This window comes from Chromobacterium sp. CV08 (assembly GCF_051129845.1).
Lineage (GTDB): Bacteria > Pseudomonadota > Gammaproteobacteria > Burkholderiales > Chromobacteriaceae > Chromobacterium.
In genome coordinates this window covers 1,860,061-1,876,953 of record NZ_CP150453.1, presented here as the reverse complement: position 1 = coordinate 1,876,953, position 16,893 = coordinate 1,860,061, and the positions used below count along the sequence as shown (strand labels likewise).

General features: G+C 65.2%; 22 protein-coding genes. 7 read left to right on the top strand and 15 right to left on the bottom strand.

Translation table 11 applies throughout. From position 1 onward, the window contains the following. Window positions 1–95 precede the first annotated feature (95 nt). Window positions 96–881 (bottom strand): enoyl-CoA hydratase, encoded by a 786-nt coding sequence (locus tag WNM05_RS09070; protein ID WP_434634313.1) that lies wholly within the window; start codon window positions 879–881, stop codon window positions 96–98. 348 nt (window positions 882–1,229) lie between these two features. On the opposite strand from WNM05_RS09070, the gene WNM05_RS09065 reads away from it, so the two are divergent. Further along, the gene (locus tag WNM05_RS09065) at window positions 1,230–1,907 is read left to right on the top strand and encodes a sulfite exporter TauE/SafE family protein (protein WP_434634312.1); all 678 of its coding nucleotides are present in this window, start codon (window positions 1,230–1,232) and stop codon (window positions 1,905–1,907) included. Here WNM05_RS09065 and WNM05_RS09060 read toward each other — a convergent pair. The 6 genes from WNM05_RS09060 to WNM05_RS09035 are packed head-to-tail and all read right to left on the bottom strand — an operon-like array spanning window position 1,888 to window position 5,968. Further along, window positions 1,888–2,784 (bottom strand): metal ABC transporter substrate-binding protein, encoded by an 897-nt coding sequence (locus WNM05_RS09060; RefSeq protein WP_434634311.1) that lies wholly within the window; start codon window positions 2,782–2,784, stop codon window positions 1,888–1,890. The two genes, WNM05_RS09065 and WNM05_RS09060, sit on opposite strands and share 20 nt — an antisense overlap. Window positions 2,785–2,802: 18 nt before the next feature. Further along, the gene (locus WNM05_RS09055; protein WP_434634310.1) at window positions 2,803–3,678 is read right to left on the bottom strand and encodes a metal ABC transporter permease; all 876 of its coding nucleotides are present in this window, start codon (window positions 3,676–3,678) and stop codon (window positions 2,803–2,805) included. Further along, window positions 3,678–4,421 carry a metal ABC transporter ATP-binding protein gene (locus tag WNM05_RS09050; protein ID WP_434634308.1) on the bottom strand — a complete coding sequence of 248 codons (744 nt, stop codon included), beginning with the start codon at window positions 4,419–4,421 and terminating at the stop codon, window positions 3,678–3,680. Before WNM05_RS09050 ends, WNM05_RS09055 begins: the two co-directional genes overlap by 1 nt. Then, window positions 4,418–4,606 carry a hypothetical protein gene (locus WNM05_RS09045; protein WP_434634307.1) on the bottom strand — a complete coding sequence of 63 codons (189 nt, stop codon included), beginning with the start codon at window positions 4,604–4,606 and terminating at the stop codon, window positions 4,418–4,420. Before WNM05_RS09045 ends, WNM05_RS09050 begins: the two co-directional genes overlap by 4 nt. Next, the gene (locus WNM05_RS09040; protein WP_434634306.1) at window positions 4,603–5,520 is read right to left on the bottom strand and encodes a CobW family GTP-binding protein; all 918 of its coding nucleotides are present in this window, start codon (window positions 5,518–5,520) and stop codon (window positions 4,603–4,605) included. The genes WNM05_RS09045 and WNM05_RS09040 overlap by 4 nt, the downstream gene beginning before the upstream one ends. A gap of 13 nt (window positions 5,521–5,533) precedes the next feature. Beyond that, window positions 5,534–5,968: a Fur family transcriptional regulator gene (locus WNM05_RS09035; protein ID WP_434634304.1), complete on the bottom strand. Its 435-nt coding sequence runs from the start codon at window positions 5,966–5,968 to the stop codon at window positions 5,534–5,536. A gap of 139 nt (window positions 5,969–6,107) precedes the next feature. Here WNM05_RS09035 and WNM05_RS09030 point away from each other — a divergent pair, with 139 nt between their 5' ends. Both WNM05_RS09030 and WNM05_RS09025 read left to right on the top strand, forming a co-directional pair. Then, window positions 6,108–6,536 (top strand): c-type cytochrome, encoded by a 429-nt coding sequence (locus WNM05_RS09030; protein WP_434634302.1) that lies wholly within the window; start codon window positions 6,108–6,110, stop codon window positions 6,534–6,536. A 107-nt stretch (window positions 6,537–6,643) separates the two neighbouring features. After that, entirely contained in the window at window positions 6,644–7,087 is a 444-nt protein-coding gene (locus WNM05_RS09025) for a c-type cytochrome (RefSeq protein WP_434634301.1), read from the top strand. A 66-nt stretch (window positions 7,088–7,153) separates the two neighbouring features. On the opposite strand, the gene WNM05_RS09020 is transcribed toward WNM05_RS09025, so the two are convergent. Next, window positions 7,154–7,810 (bottom strand): cytochrome b/b6 domain-containing protein, encoded by a 657-nt coding sequence (locus tag WNM05_RS09020; protein WP_434634300.1) that lies wholly within the window; start codon window positions 7,808–7,810, stop codon window positions 7,154–7,156. A gap of 223 nt (window positions 7,811–8,033) precedes the next feature. Here WNM05_RS09020 and tyrS point away from each other — a divergent pair, with 223 nt between their 5' ends. After that, entirely contained in the window at window positions 8,034–9,308 is a 1,275-nt protein-coding gene (gene tyrS / locus WNM05_RS09015) for a tyrosine--tRNA ligase (protein WP_434634298.1), read from the top strand. A gap of 66 nt (window positions 9,309–9,374) precedes the next feature. Here tyrS and WNM05_RS09010 read toward each other — a convergent pair whose 3' ends face one another. The 7 genes from WNM05_RS09010 to radC form a co-directional block, all read right to left on the bottom strand. Continuing rightward, entirely contained in the window at window positions 9,375–9,929 is a 555-nt protein-coding gene (locus tag WNM05_RS09010) for a flavin reductase family protein (protein WP_434634297.1), read from the bottom strand. Window positions 9,930–9,971: 42 nt separating this feature from the next. Next, window positions 9,972–10,256 carry a hypothetical protein gene (locus WNM05_RS09005; protein WP_434634296.1) on the bottom strand — a complete coding sequence of 95 codons (285 nt, stop codon included), beginning with the start codon at window positions 10,254–10,256 and terminating at the stop codon, window positions 9,972–9,974. A 211-nt stretch (window positions 10,257–10,467) separates the two neighbouring features. Then, window positions 10,468–11,691, bottom strand: coding sequence for a DUF3443 domain-containing protein (locus WNM05_RS09000; protein WP_434634295.1), 1,224 nt, complete (start codon window positions 11,689–11,691; stop codon window positions 10,468–10,470). 9 nt (window positions 11,692–11,700) lie between these two features. Continuing rightward, window positions 11,701–12,147, bottom strand: coding sequence for a DUF2844 domain-containing protein (locus WNM05_RS08995; protein ID WP_434634294.1), 447 nt, complete (start codon window positions 12,145–12,147; stop codon window positions 11,701–11,703). Window positions 12,148–12,362: 215 nt separating this feature from the next. Beyond that, window positions 12,363–12,737, bottom strand: a complete 375-nt coding sequence (locus WNM05_RS08990) for an oxidoreductase (RefSeq protein WP_434634292.1) — start codon at window positions 12,735–12,737, stop codon at window positions 12,363–12,365. Window positions 12,738–12,882: 145 nt separating this feature from the next. Further along, window positions 12,883–13,134, bottom strand: coding sequence for a hypothetical protein (locus tag WNM05_RS08985; protein ID WP_021475733.1), 252 nt, complete (start codon window positions 13,132–13,134; stop codon window positions 12,883–12,885). Between the two features lie 118 nt (window positions 13,135–13,252). Next, on the bottom strand, window positions 13,253–13,927 hold the full coding sequence (gene radC / locus WNM05_RS08980) for a RadC family protein (RefSeq protein WP_434634291.1): 675 nt from the start codon (window positions 13,925–13,927) through the stop codon (window positions 13,253–13,255). 156 nt (window positions 13,928–14,083) lie between these two features. Between radC and coaBC the strand changes: the two genes are divergently transcribed. The 3 genes from coaBC to WNM05_RS08965 all read left to right on the top strand — a co-directional run bounded on the left by coaBC (window position 14,084) and on the right by WNM05_RS08965 (window position 16,887). Further along, window positions 14,084–15,265 carry a bifunctional phosphopantothenoylcysteine decarboxylase/phosphopantothenate--cysteine ligase CoaBC gene (gene coaBC, locus WNM05_RS08975; protein ID WP_434635137.1) on the top strand — a complete coding sequence of 394 codons (1,182 nt, stop codon included), beginning with the start codon at window positions 14,084–14,086 and terminating at the stop codon, window positions 15,263–15,265. A 51-nt stretch (window positions 15,266–15,316) separates the two neighbouring features. Then, complete coding sequence (gene dut, locus WNM05_RS08970) at window positions 15,317–15,769, top strand: dUTP diphosphatase (protein ID WP_434634289.1); 453 nt, start codon at window positions 15,317–15,319, stop codon at window positions 15,767–15,769. A gap of 101 nt (window positions 15,770–15,870) precedes the next feature. Further along, window positions 15,871–16,887, top strand: coding sequence for a GGDEF domain-containing protein (locus tag WNM05_RS08965; RefSeq protein ID WP_434634287.1), 1,017 nt, complete (start codon window positions 15,871–15,873; stop codon window positions 16,885–16,887). Window positions 16,888–16,893: the final 6 nt, after the last annotated feature.

The window sequence follows — 16,893 nt, the reverse complement described above, 5'->3', positions numbered from 1 at the left end:
GCCTAGGCTAGCATGTCCGTCCGTTCAAAAACAAACCGCCTGCCGCATCGATGCGGGCAGGCGGTCGGTTCGCGGCTCGCACTCGGCGAACCGCATCAATCGTCATCCTCTTGCGCCCAACCCGGCGTGCGCTTGGCCAGGAAGGCGGACACGCCCTCCAGTTGCTCGTCGCCGCCGACCAGGCCCAGCATGGCGGCGCGCTCGCGCTTCAGATGCTCGTCGAGATTCAGGTTGGGGCTGTCCTCGATCAGCTTGCGCGCCACCGCCACCGCGCAAGCGCCCTGCGTCGCCACCTTGTTGGCCAGGCTGACCGCGACGATCTTGGCGAAGCCCTGGTCGACGACCTCCTCGATCAGGCCTATGCTCAACGCCTTCTCGGCGCTGACCAGCTCGCCGCCGAGAATGATGCGCTTGGCCCAGGACACGCCGACCTTGTCAGCCAGCGTCTTCGTGCCGCCGGCAGCCGGGATCAGGCCGACCTTGGCCTCGGGCAGTCCCAGCTTCGCGCCGCGTTCGGCGATGATGTAGTCGCACACCAGCGCGCACTCCAGGCCGCCGCCGAGCGCGTAGCCGTTGACCGCCGCCACGGTGACGCCGCGGTAGCCGCGTATCGCCTGCAAGGCCCCGGCGAACGCCTGGAGCACGACATCGGCCGCGCCCTTGTCGCCGGCGGCGAACTGCTTCAGATCCGCTCCGGCGGAAAAAAACGAGTCGCCCGCACCGGTAATCACCACCGAACGGACGGCCTCATCGGCATTCAAGGCCTGCAGCGTCGCCGTCAGCTCGTTCAGGCTGTCGGCCGTCAGCAAATTGGCAGGCAGGTTCGAAAGCGTGATGATGGCCGATCTTCCCAGCCGTTCAAGTGTCAGATACCTGGCCATATTGTGTTCCTCACTGTATCCCCATCTATCTTTACGTTTAGCCCCCATCCGGATCGACCCAGCCGAAAAGGCATGGCTCGCTCCCAATTCCGGATCGGGTCCGACGCGTGTCGCCGCGCTCAATCGGGCGCGCGTTTCGCGTCCGGTCAGACATTCTCTTTGCAAACTGTACTTTTAGCCAGTAGGCAAAACAATTATATCCAACCTTTTTTGTAGAATGCTTGCGTCAACAATGCCAAAAATAATCAGATCCCGCCACTGTCATCACCACGTCAAGTCCCGCCGCCCCGTAATGCAACTTCGTCATGGCTCTCTGTTACCATAGAGCTTTGATGGACAATTTGCGGCATGATCGAAACCAATTTCTGGCTCCTGCTGGTCGCCGGCCTGCTGGGCGGCGGCCACTGCGTCGGCATGTGCGGCGGCATCGTCGCCGCGCTGACGCTGCACCACCCCGCCGGCGCGGCCCGCTGGCGCGTGCTGGCCGGCTACAATCTGGGGCGCATCGCCAGTTACACGCTGATCGGCGCGCTGCTTGGCGGCCTCGCGGCCGGCGGACTCAGCCTGGCCTCCACCCACTCCTGGCAATTGGCGCTGGCGGCGCTGGCCGACCTGATGCTGGTCGCGATGGGACTGTATCTCGCCGGCCTGGGCCAGGCCGTCGTCGCGCTGGAAAAACTGGGCAAACCGCTGTGGCGGCGGCTGCAGCCGCTGCTGGGCCGCTTGTTGCCGGTTCGCTCGATGAGCGGCGCGGCGGCGGTGGGCGCCGTGTGGGGCTGGCTGCCCTGCGGCCTGGTGTACAGCGCGTCGATCTCGGCACTGGCCAGCGGCTCCGCCTGGAACGGCGCCGGCCTGATGCTGGCCTTCGGCCTGGGTACGCTGCCCAATCTGTTGCTGATGGGCGTGTTCGCCGACGGCCTGCGCCGCTGGATGCAAAAACGCCCGGTGCGGCTGGCGGCCGGACTGGGCGTGGCGGGAATCGGCGCGTGGAAGCTGGTTCAGCTCGTCAGCGGAACGATTTCATGATGGTGTCGACGTTGTAGCGCATCAGCTGCAGATAGCCGGCCGCCGGACCGCCCGGTCCGGACAGCGCGTCGGCGTACAGCTTGCCGCCGATCTGAACCTTGGCCTCGGCCGACAGCTGCTTCAGCAGCCGGGCGTCGCTCATATTCTCCATGAACACCGCCTTCACCCCTTCCTTTCTCACCTGCCTCGTCAATTGCGCGACCCCCTTGGCCGACGCCTCGGCCTCGGTGCTGACGCCCTGGATCGCCAGTACTTTCAACTGATAACGCTCGCCCAGATAGCCGAAGGCGTCGTGCGAGGTCAGCATCTTGCGCTTGGCCGCCGGCACCGCGGCGAACTGCCGCTTCGCCCAGTCGTCCAGCGCCTTCACCTTGGCGGCGTAATCGGCCGCGCGACGCTGGTACTCGGCCTTTCCGGCCGGATCGGCCTGGATCAGGCCGGCGCTGATGTTCTTGATATAGGTCTGCACGCGGGCCGGGTCGTGCCAGGCGTGCGGATCGACGTCGCCGTGCTCATGGCCGTGGTCCTCGTCGGCATGCTCCTCTTCCGGCGCCTGCCTGGTCTTGATGCCCTTGGACGCCACCACGGTCACGCCGCGGAAGTTGGCCGCCTTGTCCAGACGCGACATCCATCCCTCCAGGCCCAGGCCGTTGGTCACCAGCACCTTGGCGGCGGACACCTTCTTGATGTCGGCCGGCGACGGCTGGAACACGTGCGCGTCCTGGTCCGGACCGACCAGCGACACCACGTCGACGCGGTCGCCGCCTATTTCGCGGGTCATGTCGGCGATGATGCTGAAGCTGGCCACCACCGGCACCTTGGCCAAGGCCAGGACCGGCATGCCCAGCAGCAGCAAGGCGGCTAGAGTCTTCTTCATGGGAGTTCCCCTATCGGTTCAAGATTCGAGATGCCGCGCGCGGATGTAGCGCGGCAACGCTCCCCCGACCGGCGCGAACAACAAAGACAGCAGATAGACCACGCCGGCCAGCAGGATGATGGCGGGGCCGGACGGCAGTTCGAAGTGGTAGGACAGCAAGAGGCCGCCCAGGCCGCTGAGGAAGGCGATGCCGACGGCCAGCGCCAGCATGGCCTCGATGCGCTCGGTCCACAGCCGCGAGGTGATCGCCGGCAGCATCATCAGGCCGACGGCCATCAGCGTGCCCAGCGACTGGAAGCCGGCCACCAGATTCAGCACCACCAGCATCAGGAACAAGAGATGCCACCAGGCGCCGCGCGCGCCGACCGCGCGCAGATAGACCGGGTCCAGGCTTTCCAGCAGCAGCGGCCGATAGATGACGGCCAGCGTCAGCAGCGTCACCGTCGCCACGCCGGACACCAGGTACAGCGCGGCGTCGTCCACCGCCAGCACCGAGCCGAACAGGATGTGCATCAGGTCGACATTGCTGCCGCCCTTGGACACCAAGAGCACGCCCAGCGACAAGGACAGCAGGTAGAAGGCCGCGAAGCTGGCGTCCTCCTTGATGCTGGTGAAGCGGGTGGCGAGACCGGCAAGCAACGCCACCAGCACGCCGGCGACGAAGCCGCCCAGGCTCATCGCCGGCAGGCTGAGGCCGGCGAACATGAAGCCGACGGCGGCGCCGGGCAGCACCGCGTGGCTCATCGCGTCGCCCATCAGACTCATGCGCCGCATCACCAGGAACAGGCCGATGGGCCCCGAGCCCAGCGCCAGCGCCAGGCAGCCGGCCAAGGCGCGCCGCATGAAGGCGAATTCGACGAAGGGCGAAACCAGAAGATCGTACAAGTGTTGCATCAGGCTCTCGCTCCATCCAGGCCGCAAACCGGCGCCTGGGCCTGCCAGTGGGCGGCGGTGTCCACCGCGCGCCGCAGATTGTCATCGTTCAACACCGAGGCGCTGTCGCCCCAGGCGATCACCTCGCGCGCCATCAGCAACGTATGCGGGAAGTGCGCCCTGACCTGCATCGCGTCGTGCAGCACCGCGATCACCGTGCGCTTCTCCCGCCGCCATTGCGCCACCAGGCCCAGCAGGTCTTCGGTGGTCTTGGCGTCCACCGCGTTGAACGGCTCGTCCAGCAGGATCAACCTGGCGTCCTGCACCAGGATGCGGGCGAACAGCACGCGCTGGAACTGGCCGCTGGACAAGGCGGCGATCGGCCGCAACGCGAAATCGGCCAGGCCCACCTGCTCCAAGGCCTCGATCGCGCGGGCGATGCCGTCGCGCCCCACCCTGCCGAACGGCCCGCTCTTGTGCCACAGGCCGGTACCGACCAGTTCCAGCACGCTGACCGGCATGCTGCGGTCTATCTCCGCCTGCTGTGGCAGATAGGCGATGTCGCTGCGGCGGTGGCCGTTCAGGTCCACATGGCCGGAGTCCGGCGTCAGCGCGCCTATCATCGCCTTCAGCAGCGTGCTCTTTCCGGCGCCGTTGGGCCCGAATATCGCGGTGGCGTCGCCGTCGGCGAAGCGGCCGCTGATGTGATGCACCGCCGGGTGGCGCTGGTAGGACACCGTCAGATTGTTCAGGATGATGCTCATGCCAGCTCCCGCAATGCCCACCACACCAAGAGCCACAGCCCGGCCAGCGGCAACAGCGTCAGCGCGACGCGCTGGACGGCCGACATGGCCAACAGGCTCAGCGGCGCGCGCAGCGTGGCTGCGGTGACATGATGATGGTGCGGCGCATGGCCGTGCCCGTGATCGTGCGAATGTCGTCCGCTCATTCCAGGCACTCCTTCAACCAGGCTTCCACCGCGGCGGCGTCGAACTCCGGCGCGATCAGCTCGAAGCGGCTGTCGCGGCGCCAGGACACCTGGGCGGCGCCCCACTGCCCGGCGGCCCAGTTCAACCACACCCAGCTGTCCAGCACGCGGAACACGCCCTTGGCGCGAACCAGGCCCGGCACCTTGGCCGGCAGCTCGTCGAACAGCCGCGTCAGCCGCTCGCCGTCGAAATTCAATTCCGGATCGAAGGTCCAGCCGGCGGACTGCCACGCGCTTGTGTTATCCGGCAGCACCGCCGGGCGGTAGCGCGGCTTGGCCGCCAGTTCGGCGTCCAGCCAGGCGACGTCCAACTGGCCGTCCCTGACCTCGCCGACCAACGACTTCGGCGGGAACAACGCCGCCGCCTGCGCGCGGAAGGCCTCCATCGTCGGGATGTCGGCGGTATCGGTCTTGTTGGCCACCAACACATCGGCGATGGAAATCTGGTCGCGGTACAGCGGCTGGCGGTGGTAGTCGGACTGGATGAACTGGCGCGGGTCCACCAGCGTCAGCACGGCGGCCACTTCCAGCGCCTCGCCCAACGGTTTGGCGCGCAATTCGTCGATGACGCCGGCGGCGTGAGCCAGGCCGCTGGCCTCGATCAGCAGGCGGTCCGGCTTCTCGCGGCGCAAGAGCGTGGCCACGGTGGCGGTCATCTGCGGGCCGGCGACGCAGCACAGGCAGCCGCCGGCGATCTCGGCCACCGCCAGCTCGTCGTTCAGCAAGGCGGCGCCGTCTATGCCGACTTCGCCGAATTCGTTGACGATCACCGCCCATTTCTCATGCTGCGGACGGTTGGCTATCAGGTGGCGCAGCGCGGTGGTCTTGCCGACGCCCAGAAAGCCGGTAAACAGGTTGACTTTGGTCTTGTTCATGATTTCTTCAGATTCAGGCGGCACAGGACCGGCAGCGTCCGGCCAGCACCAGGTTTTGCGGGCTGAGCGCGAAGCCGGCGACCTGCGCCATTTCGCGCAGCCGGGCCAGGCCGCTGGCGGCGTCCACCTCGTTGACGCGGCCGCATTGTTCGCACACCAGGATCAGGCTCTCGTGCTGGCAATCGAAATGTTCGCAGACGATGAAGCCGTTCAGCGCGTCCACCTTGTGCAACAGGCCATGCTCGACCAGGAAGTCCAGCGCGCGGTAGACGGTCGGCGGCGCGGCCGAACCGCGCTGCTGTTGCAGGTCGGCCAGCACCTGGTAGGCCTTGACCACGCCGCTGCGGTTCAGCACCAGCTCCAGCACCTGGCGGCGCAGATCGGTGAGCTTGCTGCCGCGCGCGGCGCAGTGCCGCTCGGCGGCGGCGAGATAGGCGGAAACGTCCATATCATCGGTATCGGCTTAGATAATGAACAAATGTTACTGTATAACATCACAAGCATTCAACCATTTACATAATGCGGGTTTTGACGCCCTGCCCGCTGTGATAGGCTGCGGGCGTCGTTTTGATGCAAAAGGATTTTCGATGAAAAAGATGTTGATGGCCTCGCTGGCCCTGCTGTTGGCCGGCCAGACGTTCGCCGCCGATCCGGTCAGCCAGCGCAAGGACGCGTTCAAACAGTACAAGCCGGTGGTCGGCGAGATGGGCAAGGTGGTCAAGGGCGAGACGCCTTACAACAAGGACGAATTCGCCAAGCTGGCCGCCAAGCTGGAACAGCTGTCGCAGCAGCCTTGGCAGTACTTCCCGGCCGGCAGCGGCGCCGGCAAGACCGACGCCCGCCCGGAAATCTGGAGCAAGCCCGCCGACTGGCAGAAAGCCATCGACAATCACAAGGCCGCCACCGCCAAGCTGAAGCAAGTCGCCTTGGCCGGCGACCTGGCCGCGATCAAGGCCCAGTTCGGCGCCACACAGCAGACCTGCAAGGCCTGTCACAAGGATTTCCGCAAAGACTGATCCGCTCGGGCCGCCCCCCCGGCCCCATTTCCCATCGTCATCGATATAATCGGCTTTCTGCGCCCCGAGCGCCCACCCGACAAACCCAGCCACCGACTCGAGACGCCATGAACAAGACACTGACCGCGCTGCTGCTGGCAGCGATCGCCATCCCCGCCGCCCACGCCGACGGCACGCCGGCCGAAATCCGCACCCAGGCCTTCAAGAAGATGCTGCTGCAATCGTTCGAGCCCATGGGCATGGCTGTGCGCGAGCGCGCGCCTTACGACAAGGTGAAATTCGAGCAGCAGGCGGAAGCGATGAAAACGCTGGCCGCGGAGCCGTTCAAGCACTTCCCGGCGAACAGCGTCACCGGCAAGAGCCGCGCCAAGCCGGAAATCTGGAGCCAGCCGGCCAAGTTCCAGGCCGACCGCGACGCCTTCCTGAAATCGGTCGACAATCTGGCCGCCGTCGCCAAGGGCGGCGACCTGGCCGCGGTCAAGAAGGCCTACGGCCAGGTGGCGCAGAACTGCAAGACCTGTCACGACGCCTTCCGCGGCCCGGAAAAATAAGCGCCCCGCGCGATGGAAATCAAAAAGCCGGCGATTGCCGGCTTTGTCGTTTTCCGCGGAAGCGCTTCAGCGCAACAGTACGAAATACAGCCCGCCCGCCGACAGCAGCAGCGTCGCCAGCGCCAGCGCGCCGTGGGCGAAGCGCAGCCGCGGCTTCTCTCCGGCCATGGGCTTGTAACCGGTCAGCATCGGCCCGACCAGGTTCTGCTTCTTCACCACCCGATAGAGCACGATGGCGGCGATGTGCAGCGCCACCAGACCCAAGAGGCCGTTGAACAGCAGCTTGTGCGCGCCGGTGGCGGATTCGGCCAGCCCGCTGTCGATGTGCTTGGCCAGCGGGCCGTCGTACAGATAGCTGTCGACGTCGGCGGCGAACAGGCCGGTCAGCACCTGCGCGGCCAGCGCCAGCAGCATCGCCACCACCATCCAGCCGCCCAGCGGGTTGTGGCCCGGAGCCTCATGCTCCGGCAGCTCGCCCTTCAGATAGCGCAGGATGGCTTTCGGACCGCGCACGAAACTGGAAAAACGCGCGGTCTGACTGCCGATCACGCCCCAGATCAGCCGGAACACCAGCAGCGACGCCAACGCGACGCCGCAATAGATATGGTATTGCAGCCATTCGCCGCCCTGCTCGGCGCAATACCACATGGCGCCGAACAATCCCACCAGCGTCCAGTGAAACAAACGGGTGGGCGCATCCCATACCTTGACCTGCTGCGACATCGCTTCTTCCTTTGCTGATTTACCGCCCGATATTTTGCCGCAATGCGGCGGCCAGGCAAACTCATCCCTGTCGAGGGAAGGGATATTCTACGCTTGAAGGCGCAATTGAGCCCATTTTCGGTTAAGATGGACGTTTTTCCCGGCATCGCGACGCGGCGCCGGCACTGCATCCCTGACGGCCCGTGCGGGCCGTTGTTTTCTACCGTGTTGGAGACCCAGTCAAATGACGCAAACCGCCCTTCTTCAGGATCTGGAGGCCCGAGGCCTCATCGCGCAAACCACCGATATGGCCGCGCTGCAAGAACTGCTGAACAAGGAATCGGTTACGCTTTATTGCGGCTTCGACCCGACCGCGGACAGCCTGCACATCGGCAGCCTGGTGCCCATTCTGATGCTGAAGCGCTTCCAGCAGGCCGGCCACCGCCCGGTGGCCCTGGTCGGCGGCGCCACCGGCATGATAGGCGATCCGAGCTTCAAGGCCACCGAGCGCAAGCTGAACACCCCGGACGTCATCGAAAGCTGGGTCGAGAAGATCCGCAAGCAGGTGGAGCCCTTCCTGTCCTTCGAAGGCGGCAACGCCGCGCTGATGGCCAACAACTACGACTGGTTCGGCAAGATGAACGCGCTCGAGTTCCTGCGCGACATCGGCAAGCACTTCTCGGTCAACGCGATGATCAAGAAGGAGTCGGTGCAGCAGCGGATCAACCGCGACGACCAGGGCATCTCCTACACCGAGTTCTCCTACAGCCTGCTGCAGGGCTACGATTTCGCCGAACTGAACCAGCGCCTGGGCTGCAAGCTGCAGATCGGCGGCTCCGACCAGTGGGGCAACATCACCGCCGGCACCGACCTGACGCGCCGCCTGAACCAGACCCAGGTGTTCGGCCTGACCATGCCGCTGGTGACCAAGGCCGACGGCACCAAGTTCGGCAAGACCGAGTCCGGCACCATCTGGCTGGACGCGAAGAAAACCTCGCCGTACGCCTTCTACCAGTTCTGGCTCTCCACCGCCGACGCCGACGTCTACAAGTTCCTGCGCTACTTCAGCTTCCTGTCGGTGGACGAGATCGCAGCGATCGAGGAAGCCGACAAGACCCGCGAAGGCAAGCCTGAAGGCCAGCGCATCCTGGCCGAGCAAGTGACCGCCCTGGTGCATGGCAAGGCCGCGCTGGAAGCGGCGCAACGCATCACTCAGAGCCTGTTCAGCAACGATTTGTCCAGCCTGACCGCCGACGACTTCGCCCAACTGGCGCAGGACGGCCTGCCGACCATCAAGCTGGACAGGAGCGCCAACGGCCTGATCGACGCGCTGGCCGCCGGCGGCCTGGCCAAGTCCAAGAGCGAGGCGCGCACCTTCATCCAGAGCGGCGCGGTCAGCGTCAACGGCGCCAAGGCCGACAGCCTGGAGCATGCGATCGGCGACGGCGAGCGCCTGTTCGGCCAGTACACGCTGCTGAAGCGCGGCAAGAAGCTGTACGCGCTGGTCGATTGGCAGTAAGCGCCCCGCGTCAATCCAAAAGCCCGCCGTGAAGGCGGGCTTTTTTATCGCCGGATTCGGCAGCGCCTACACCTTGAACGCCTCCCCGGTGGCGAAGAAGGCGCCGCCGGCAATGTAATGCAGGCTGCGCCTGGCCGGATCGTCGTCGAAATGCCAATGGCCGTCGCTGAACAAGGCGGCGTCGGCCTGGGCGGCGACGACTTCGCCGATGAACAGGTCGTATTGCTGCTGATTGTGCGGCTCCTGCACCACCTTGCATTCCAGATAGGCGATGCAGCCGGCCACCAGCGGCGCGCCCACCCTCTGCGCCGGCAAGGGCTCGAGCCCGCTGGCGGCGAACTTGTCCAGACCGTGGCCGCTCTCGCTGCCGACCTGCACCACCTGCGCCGCCTGGGCGCGGCACGGGATGTTGAGCACGAATTCGCCGCTGGCCTCGATCAGCTCGCGGCTATAGGTGGACTTGTCGATCACCACCAGCACCTTCGGGGGATCGAAGTCCAGCGGCATCGCCCAGGCTGCCGCCATCACATTGCGCCGCCCGCCGGCGGCGCTGCTGACCAGCACGGTAGGTCCGTGGTTCAGCAAACGATACGATTTAGCCAGTTCCACATCGGCCAGCATGCCGGTCTCCATTGCGCAAATGGCCGATTCTAACAGAAACCGTCAACCGGCCTCGGCCCCCAGCCGGCACAGCCGGCCCTGCAGCCCCCGGTCGCGCGCCAGGATGTCGTCGAACAGGCGGCTGCGCTCGGCGATGTGGTAGCCGAAGCGCCAGTCGCGCATCAGCGCGAGGCCCAGCTCGAAATACTCGGCCTCCAGCCGGAACAGCCGCCTCAGATCGAATGCCCGCCCCAGTTGCAGATCGGCCGCCAGTTCGGACAGCACCTCCGTCTGCTCCCTGTCCCTTCCCCGCTCCAGCAGTTGCCGGATCTTCTTTGCCGCGTTCACGCCGTTTCCAGAAATAAAATCGACATGAAAAATTAACATGGAATAAATCGTTTGCTAACTGACTTTTCGTGCGGCCCTTATGCAAAAAAGAGGCCCGGACTATGCCGGGCCTGTTTGCCATTATCCTCAAGCACAAAGACAGAGGAGATGTCATCGTGATGACGCTTGTGTTATAGGCGAGCATTTGCTGCGCCGCAAGATAAAGCGCCGATCAGAAGATGTACGCCGCGTTGCTATTGCTCCGATCGCCTGTGGTATTGAAACGGGTGAACACGCTGCGACCGTAGAAGAACGGCAGGCCCCAGTCGAAATAAGCGGCGAACAGGCCGGTCATCGGTGCGCCTATGGCCGGGATCGCCGCATAGTTGGAGCTGTTCAGATACGTCGCGCTGATCAGGCTGAAATTGACCGCGCTGCTGCTGCCGCCGCTGGACAGCGTCGCGCTCAGGTTCAGCTGCGAGGCCGGGCAATACCAGGTGGAGCCGCCCACCGTGCAGGTCGCGATGGAACTGTCGTTGAAATACAGTATGTTGGAACCGCTGTCGATGAAGCTCGGATAGGTCTGGCCCTTGTAGACGGTGTTGATCGTGAAGCCGTCGCTGGAGACCTGGAAGGTCTTGGCCGCGCTCGGAATCGCGTTGTTGGACTGCGTGCCTATGCCGAAGATCAGCGAGCCCTGGGCCGACGCCGCGCCGGTCGCCGCCAGCGCCGGCAGCTGCAGCAAGACGCCGTTGTTGTCGCTGGAGAAGGCCGACACCGGATTGGTGACCTGTTGCGCCAGCGGCACCGTTCCCGGCAGACAGCTAGACGCGCTGGCGCACAGATAATAAAAGCCGTTGCTGGTGCCGGTGACGCAATCGGGTCCGCAATCCTGCTTGTCCAGGCCGACGCCTATGATGCCGTTGGCGCCGAGACCGGCCAGATTGCCCTCATCGGTGCCGGTGGCGGAACAATTGGCCGGCACCGTGGTATAGACCGGATCGGAAATCACCTGGATCGGCACCGAACTCGCCACCTCGCCGGCCATCCTTACATCGGCCACATTGACCGCGCCCCAGGTATAGCCGTCGGCGAACTGCGCGCACTCGACCACCTGCCGGCTGTTGACCTGCTGTCCCCCCAGCCCGGCCAGCACCGAACTGCCCAGCGCCGACGCCAGCACCCGCAAGCCGCTGGAACCGGTATCGACCAGCACATGGTCTATGGTCTGGCAATTGCTGGCGCTGCCCGGCGCGCACACCTTCACCGATACGTAGGGGATGTTCAACTCGCCCTGGGCGCCCGCCGGACCGGTGTCGACGACCATCGCGACGCTGTTGGCCGTCGTGCTGCTGTTGTTGTTGCCGCTGGAGAACGAGCCGGCGCCTCCGCCCCCGCCGCCGCAGCCGGCCAGCAGCAAGGCAAACGCCAGGCATGCCGCAAATATTCTTTTCATGCCGCCCCCTTAGTTCAGTTGAGCCGGTGTCACGCCGGCCGGCATCAGGGCGGCGTCGTAGGCGAAACCGCTGAACGCCCCCATGCGGCCGATCGAGTGGACCACGAAACTGCCGATCTGGCCGCGCATCAGGTTCAAGCCGGCGCGGTTGGCCTGTTGCGCCTGGCGGTATGCCGGAAAGTACGTGCCCAGCAACTGTTGCAGATCCGGCAGGCTCTTGCCGCTCCACGCCACCGCGAACACCGTGCCGTTGCCGTCGGCGTACTGCCGGATCAGGCGGCCGCCGGCGTCGACGCTTTGCTGTACGCGAAAGGCCGTGGAGGCAGGCGCCGCCATCATGGACCGCCCGGCGACGCTGCCGGTCGACGCCGCGTCCAGACGCTGCCCCAGCGTCGCGCCGGCAAGCCCCGGCGCGAGCAACAGCAGCCACATCCAATTCGAGGCTGGTTTGATCATTCCGCTTTCCCCTTGCATTGAGCATGATTGCCGGCGCGCAACGCCACTGCAGCGGCATGCTGCGCCCGTCCAGCCATTTCAGCATACTCGATCTCCGGCAACCAGGCTCCCGCCGTCTTGTTGATAAAAAAACGGGAGGCTCTCGCCTCCCGCATCTCCTCGTCCGGTCGCCCGCTGCCATTCGGCGCGGCCGGGCATGTCAAACACGCTGCCAATCAATAGCTCAACTCGTCATGCCGGGTCTCCACCCGGTGTCCGGCGCCCAGCGACAGCATCAGCAGCGCCACCCGCTCATGGACGATGACCGTGTGCGCGTTGCCGGAAAACTGCATGTAGCGGCGCAAGTCTTCGCGCACCTTGCGCGAGCCGGTGACGTCGATGATGATGTCCACCCGTTCGCCCTGCTCGGCGATCTCGATGAAATTGTCGGTCACCGCCACGCCGCGCTCTCGGGCCAGACGGATGCCGGGCAGATCCAGATTCAAGTCAGCAACGCCCACCAGCTCCACGAATGGCGCGTCCAGCAGCTGCTTCAGCAAAGGCGTGCCCGTTTCTCCCACTCCCACCATGCCTATCCTGAACTTTTGCATGACCACCCCGCTCGTATGACCTCCAGATAACGCTGCCACTCTAGAGCATCGCCTCCACTCCGGACTTGAGGCAGGTCAAACCGGCGCGGCGAAAATGCGACGGCCCGGCAAAAGCCGGGCCGTCCTCAACCGCCTGCCTGGCGGTTCAATGCAGATTCTGTTGCGACAGGAAGCGTAGATATCCGAGCCCTTCCAGCCAGAAGCCGCCGTCGGCCAACGGCGTGGCGTCGGTCAGATCGGCCACCGTCAATACCAATTCCTGGCCGTCCAGCGTGGCTTCCAGCACCACATCGTCATCGTCGGAAAACTCTTCGGAAACCGTATGGAAGTCCGGCTTGACGAACTGGTTGTTGACCTGAATGTAATCCGACTCATTCAGCAAACGCAGGATGTTCATGACGACCTCCTTGTGATGCGGTGGGGGAACTCAAGGCCAAACAGACAGTTGTGCTTCACAAGCCCCGTATCCAATGGCGGCACTGTCGAACCGCCATCTCACCGAAAACCTGCATCCACTATAGCCAGCCGCGCTCGGCAAACGATTCCGCGCGCCCCCCGGTCACGACGAAATGATCCAGTAACTTGATATCGACCAGCGCCAGCGCATCCTTTAAGGTGCGGGTCAGTATCCTGTCGGCCGAGGAAGGTTCGCTGAGCCCGGACGGATGATTGTGCGCCACGATCACAGCCGCCGCGTTGTACCTCAGCGCCCTTCGCAACACTTCTCGCGGATAGACCCTGGTTTCGGTCAGCGTGCCCTCGAACACCTCTTCGACTTCTATCAGCCGGTTTTGTGCCGACAAGAATATCACCACAAATATCTCGACATCCCTCCGGCCTATGCTCAGCCGCAGATAATCCCGCACCTGCTGCGGGCTGGACAGCGCGTCGCCCAGCCTCATCTGTTCGGACAGGGCGCGGCGGACCAGCTCGGTGCACGCCATCAGCTGCGCGTACTTGGCCTTGCCCACCCCCGGCCTCGCCCTGAAATCCTCCGGCGCCGCCGTCAGCAGGCAGGACAGCGAACCGAAGTCCCTCAACATTCTCCTGGCCAGCTCCACCGCGCTGACGCCCTTGACGCCGGTGCGCAGAAAAATGGCCAGCAGCTCCGAATCGTTGAGGGCCGCCGCCCCCTGCCGCAACAATTTCTCTCGCGGGCGCTCCGACTCCGGCCACTTGGCGATAGACATTGCGAAACCTCCTTCTGGCTATAGCATTGTTTGTGTCTACAGGCCAACAAGATAGCAACAAGCAATGACATTAACATGCCCCGAAAGACCAAGCCCAAGACCACCGGGCGCGCCAAATCCGCTAGAATGGACGGTTTCCGGCTCGAAGAACGAATGATGAGCGCCAAACGCATCCTGCTCGGCATCGGCGGCGGCATTGCCGCCTACAAGTCGGCCGAGCTGACCCGCCTGCTGATCAAGGCCGGCCATCAGGTGGAAGTGGTGATGACCGAAGCGGCCACCCGCTTCGTCACGCCGGCCACGTTCCAGGCCCTGTCCGGCCACACCGTGTACACCGATCTGTGGGACCCTCGCCCCAGCAATGCGATGGCCCACATCGAGCTGTCGCGCCGCGCCGACCTCTTCCTGATCGCGCCGGCCACCGCCGATCTGCTGTTCAAGCTGGCCCACGGCGCCTGCGACGATCTGGTTTCGACGCTGGCCGCCGCCCGCACCTGCCCGCTGGCCGTCGCCCCGGCGATGAATCTGCAGATGTGGCAGAACCCGCCCAACCAGCGCAACGTCGCCCAGCTCGAGGCCGACGGCGTGGCCGTGCTCGGCCCCGGCAACGGCTTCCAGGCCTGCGGCGAGACCGGCGACGGCCGGATGCTGGAGCCGCATGAAATCGTCGAGTTGCTGCACGGCCTGTTCGCCGCCAAGCTGCTGGCCGGCAAGAAAGTGCTGCTGACCGCCGGCCCGACCTACGAAGCGATAGACGCGGTGCGCGGCATCACCAATATCAGCTCCGGCAAGATGGGCTACGCGCTGGCGCGCGCCTGCCGCGACGCCGGCGCCGAAGTGACGCTGGTCTCCGGCCCCACCGGCATGGAGGCGCCGTTGAACGTGCGCCGCATAGCCGTGCAAAGCGCGGCCGAGATGCAGCAGGCGGTGCTCGGCGAGGTCGGCCGCAGCGATGTGTTCATCTCGGTGGCGGCGGTGGCCGACTACCGGGTGAAGAACCGCAGCGAACACAAGATCAAGAAAGGCGCCGCCGCCCCCGCCATCGAGCTGGAGGAAAACCCCGACATCCTGGCCACCGTCGCCGGCCTGCCGGCCGCGCCGTTCTGCGTCGGCTTCGCCGCGGAAAGCCAGAAGCTGCTGGAATTCGCCGAGGCCAAGCGCAAGCGCAAGAAGCTGCCGATGCTGGTGGCCAATCTGGCCCAGCAGGCGATGGGCGCCGACGACAATCAGGTCGTGCTGCTCGACGACGCCGGCGAACATCCGCTGCCCTCGATGCCCAAGGACGAGGTGGCCGCCGCCATCGTCCGCCACCTGGCCGCCCTGCTGGCCACGCGCTGAATCAACCATCCCGGCGGCCGGACGGCCGCCGCCGCATCACAAGGAAACACCATGCAAGCCGTTATCGACGTCAAGATCCTGGACGCGCGCCTGCGCGAGAGCCTGCCCGCCTACGCCACCTCCGGCTCGGCCGGCCTGGACCTGCGCGCCGCCACCGATGACACGATGACCATCGAACCCGGCGAGACCAAGCTGATCCCGACCGGCATCGCCATCCACCTGAACGATCCCGGCCTGGCCGCGATGCTGCTGCCACGCTCCGGTCTCGGCCACAAGCACGGCATCGTGCTCGGCAATCTGGTGGGGCTGATCGACTCCGACTACCAGGGCCAGATCTTCGTCTCGGTCTGGAACCGGGGCCAGCAGCCGTTCCGCCTGGAACCGATGGAACGCATCGCCCAGATGGTCATCGTGCCGGTGGTCCAGGCGGGCTTCAACATCGTCGACGACTTCTCCGCCTCCGACCGCGGAACCGGCGGTTTCGGCAGCACCGGCCGCGGCTGAGCCACGCTTTCGCCGCGCCGCGGCATGGCTATAATTCGGTGAAGATCACGGCGTCCGGGCCCGCCCGGCGCCGACAAGGCCATGCCAGGAGCTTCCCGACGATGCAGACGCCGCAGCCGGAACACAATGAAAGCAAGCTGATCCTGGACAATCTGGTCGAGCTGACGTCTCAGCGCGAGCAGAACATGCTGGAATCCAGCCTGCTGTCGACCTTGGTGGAGGCGATGCACGTCGATCGGGTGGAGCTGTTCGCCTGCCGCTGGATCGACAACGCCCCCTATCTGCACCGCCGGCTGGAGGCGCTGTCCGGGCCGGGCAAACCGGTGGTCCGCGAAACCTCGGACGACAACTGGCTGCCGCCGCCCGGCTTTCTCTACGAGTTGCTGAACCGGCCGGACAACGACGACGGCATCCTGCACACGCCGACCGGCCTGTGCCTGCCGCTGCGCTGCATGGGCAACATCACCTCGCTGGTCATCATCCACATAGCCGGCGAGGCGCGGGCCAACCGCGCGATGCTGAAGGCGATGGCCCGCATACATGAAAACTTCCTGAGGCTGTTGTTCGAAGCCGACCGGGACATGCTAACGGCGCTGCACAACCGCCGCAAGTTCGATCTGCGCTTCTACAATCTGCTGGCCTCGCTGCAACACCCGCAAACGCCGCAATCGCCTCACATCCTGGCCTTGCTCGACGTCGACCTGTTCAAGCGGGTCAACGACCAGTTCGGCCACATGGTCGGCGACGAGGTGCTGCTGCTGCTCTCCCAGCTGATGCAGCAGAACTTCCACGAGGACGACGGCCTGTTCCGCTACGGCGGCGAGGAATTCGCGCTGCTGCTGAAAAGCTCGGCCGCCGAAGAGGCCGAGCTGGCGCTGGAACGCTTCCGCCAGACCGTCGAACGCCACGCCTTCCCGCAGGTCCGCAACATCACCATCAGCATCGGGCACACCCGGATCGATCCGCTGCTGCTGCCCGCGCAGCTGATCGAGCAGGCCGACCGCGCCCTCTACTACGCCAAGGGCCACGGCCGGAACCAGGTACAGAGCTACGAGAAGCTGGTGGCCGACGGGCGGCTCGCCCGTCAGACGCACGACAGTCCGGTCGACTACTTCTGAGCAGAC

Excerpts from the sequence above, each read along its gene's own strand:
- WNM05_RS09065 (WP_434634312.1), top strand. The coding sequence starts at position 1,230 with ATGATCGAAACCAATTTCTGGCTCCTGCTGGTCGCCGGCCTGCTGGGC.
- WNM05_RS09020 (WP_434634300.1), bottom strand. The coding sequence starts at position 7,810 with ATGTCGCAGCAGGTCAAGGTATGGGATGCGCCCACCCGTTTGTTTCAC.
- WNM05_RS09055 (WP_434634310.1), bottom strand. The coding sequence starts at position 3,678 with ATGCAACACTTGTACGATCTTCTGGTTTCGCCCTTCGTCGAATTCGCC.
- WNM05_RS08990 (WP_434634292.1), bottom strand. The coding sequence starts at position 12,737 with ATGCAAAAGTTCAGGATAGGCATGGTGGGAGTGGGAGAAACGGGCACG.
- coaBC (WP_434635137.1), top strand. The coding sequence starts at position 14,084 with ATGAGCGCCAAACGCATCCTGCTCGGCATCGGCGGCGGCATTGCCGCC.
- WNM05_RS09025 (WP_434634301.1), top strand. The coding sequence starts at position 6,644 with ATGAACAAGACACTGACCGCGCTGCTGCTGGCAGCGATCGCCATCCCC.
- WNM05_RS09045 (WP_434634307.1), bottom strand. The coding sequence starts at position 4,606 with ATGAGCGGACGACATTCGCACGATCACGGGCACGGCCATGCGCCGCAC.
- WNM05_RS09040 (WP_434634306.1), bottom strand. The coding sequence starts at position 5,520 with ATGAACAAGACCAAAGTCAACCTGTTTACCGGCTTTCTGGGCGTCGGC.
- WNM05_RS09060 (WP_434634311.1), bottom strand. The coding sequence starts at position 2,784 with ATGAAGAAGACTCTAGCCGCCTTGCTGCTGCTGGGCATGCCGGTCCTG.
- WNM05_RS09035 (WP_434634304.1), bottom strand. The coding sequence starts at position 5,968 with ATGGACGTTTCCGCCTATCTCGCCGCCGCCGAGCGGCACTGCGCCGCG.
- WNM05_RS08995 (WP_434634294.1), bottom strand. The coding sequence starts at position 12,147 with ATGATCAAACCAGCCTCGAATTGGATGTGGCTGCTGTTGCTCGCGCCG.
- WNM05_RS09010 (WP_434634297.1), bottom strand. The coding sequence starts at position 9,929 with ATGCTGGCCGATGTGGAACTGGCTAAATCGTATCGTTTGCTGAACCAC.
- dut (WP_434634289.1), top strand. The coding sequence starts at position 15,317 with ATGCAAGCCGTTATCGACGTCAAGATCCTGGACGCGCGCCTGCGCGAG.
- WNM05_RS09000 (WP_434634295.1), bottom strand. The coding sequence starts at position 11,691 with ATGAAAAGAATATTTGCGGCATGCCTGGCGTTTGCCTTGCTGCTGGCC.
- tyrS (WP_434634298.1), top strand. The coding sequence starts at position 8,034 with ATGACGCAAACCGCCCTTCTTCAGGATCTGGAGGCCCGAGGCCTCATC.
- WNM05_RS09050 (WP_434634308.1), bottom strand. The coding sequence starts at position 4,421 with ATGAGCATCATCCTGAACAATCTGACGGTGTCCTACCAGCGCCACCCG.
- WNM05_RS08965 (WP_434634287.1), top strand. The coding sequence starts at position 15,871 with ATGCAGACGCCGCAGCCGGAACACAATGAAAGCAAGCTGATCCTGGAC.
- WNM05_RS09070 (WP_434634313.1), bottom strand. The coding sequence starts at position 881 with ATGGCCAGGTATCTGACACTTGAACGGCTGGGAAGATCGGCCATCATC.
- WNM05_RS09030 (WP_434634302.1), top strand. The coding sequence starts at position 6,108 with ATGAAAAAGATGTTGATGGCCTCGCTGGCCCTGCTGTTGGCCGGCCAG.
- WNM05_RS08985 (WP_021475733.1), bottom strand. The coding sequence starts at position 13,134 with ATGAACATCCTGCGTTTGCTGAATGAGTCGGATTACATTCAGGTCAAC.
- radC (WP_434634291.1), bottom strand. The coding sequence starts at position 13,927 with ATGTCTATCGCCAAGTGGCCGGAGTCGGAGCGCCCGCGAGAGAAATTG.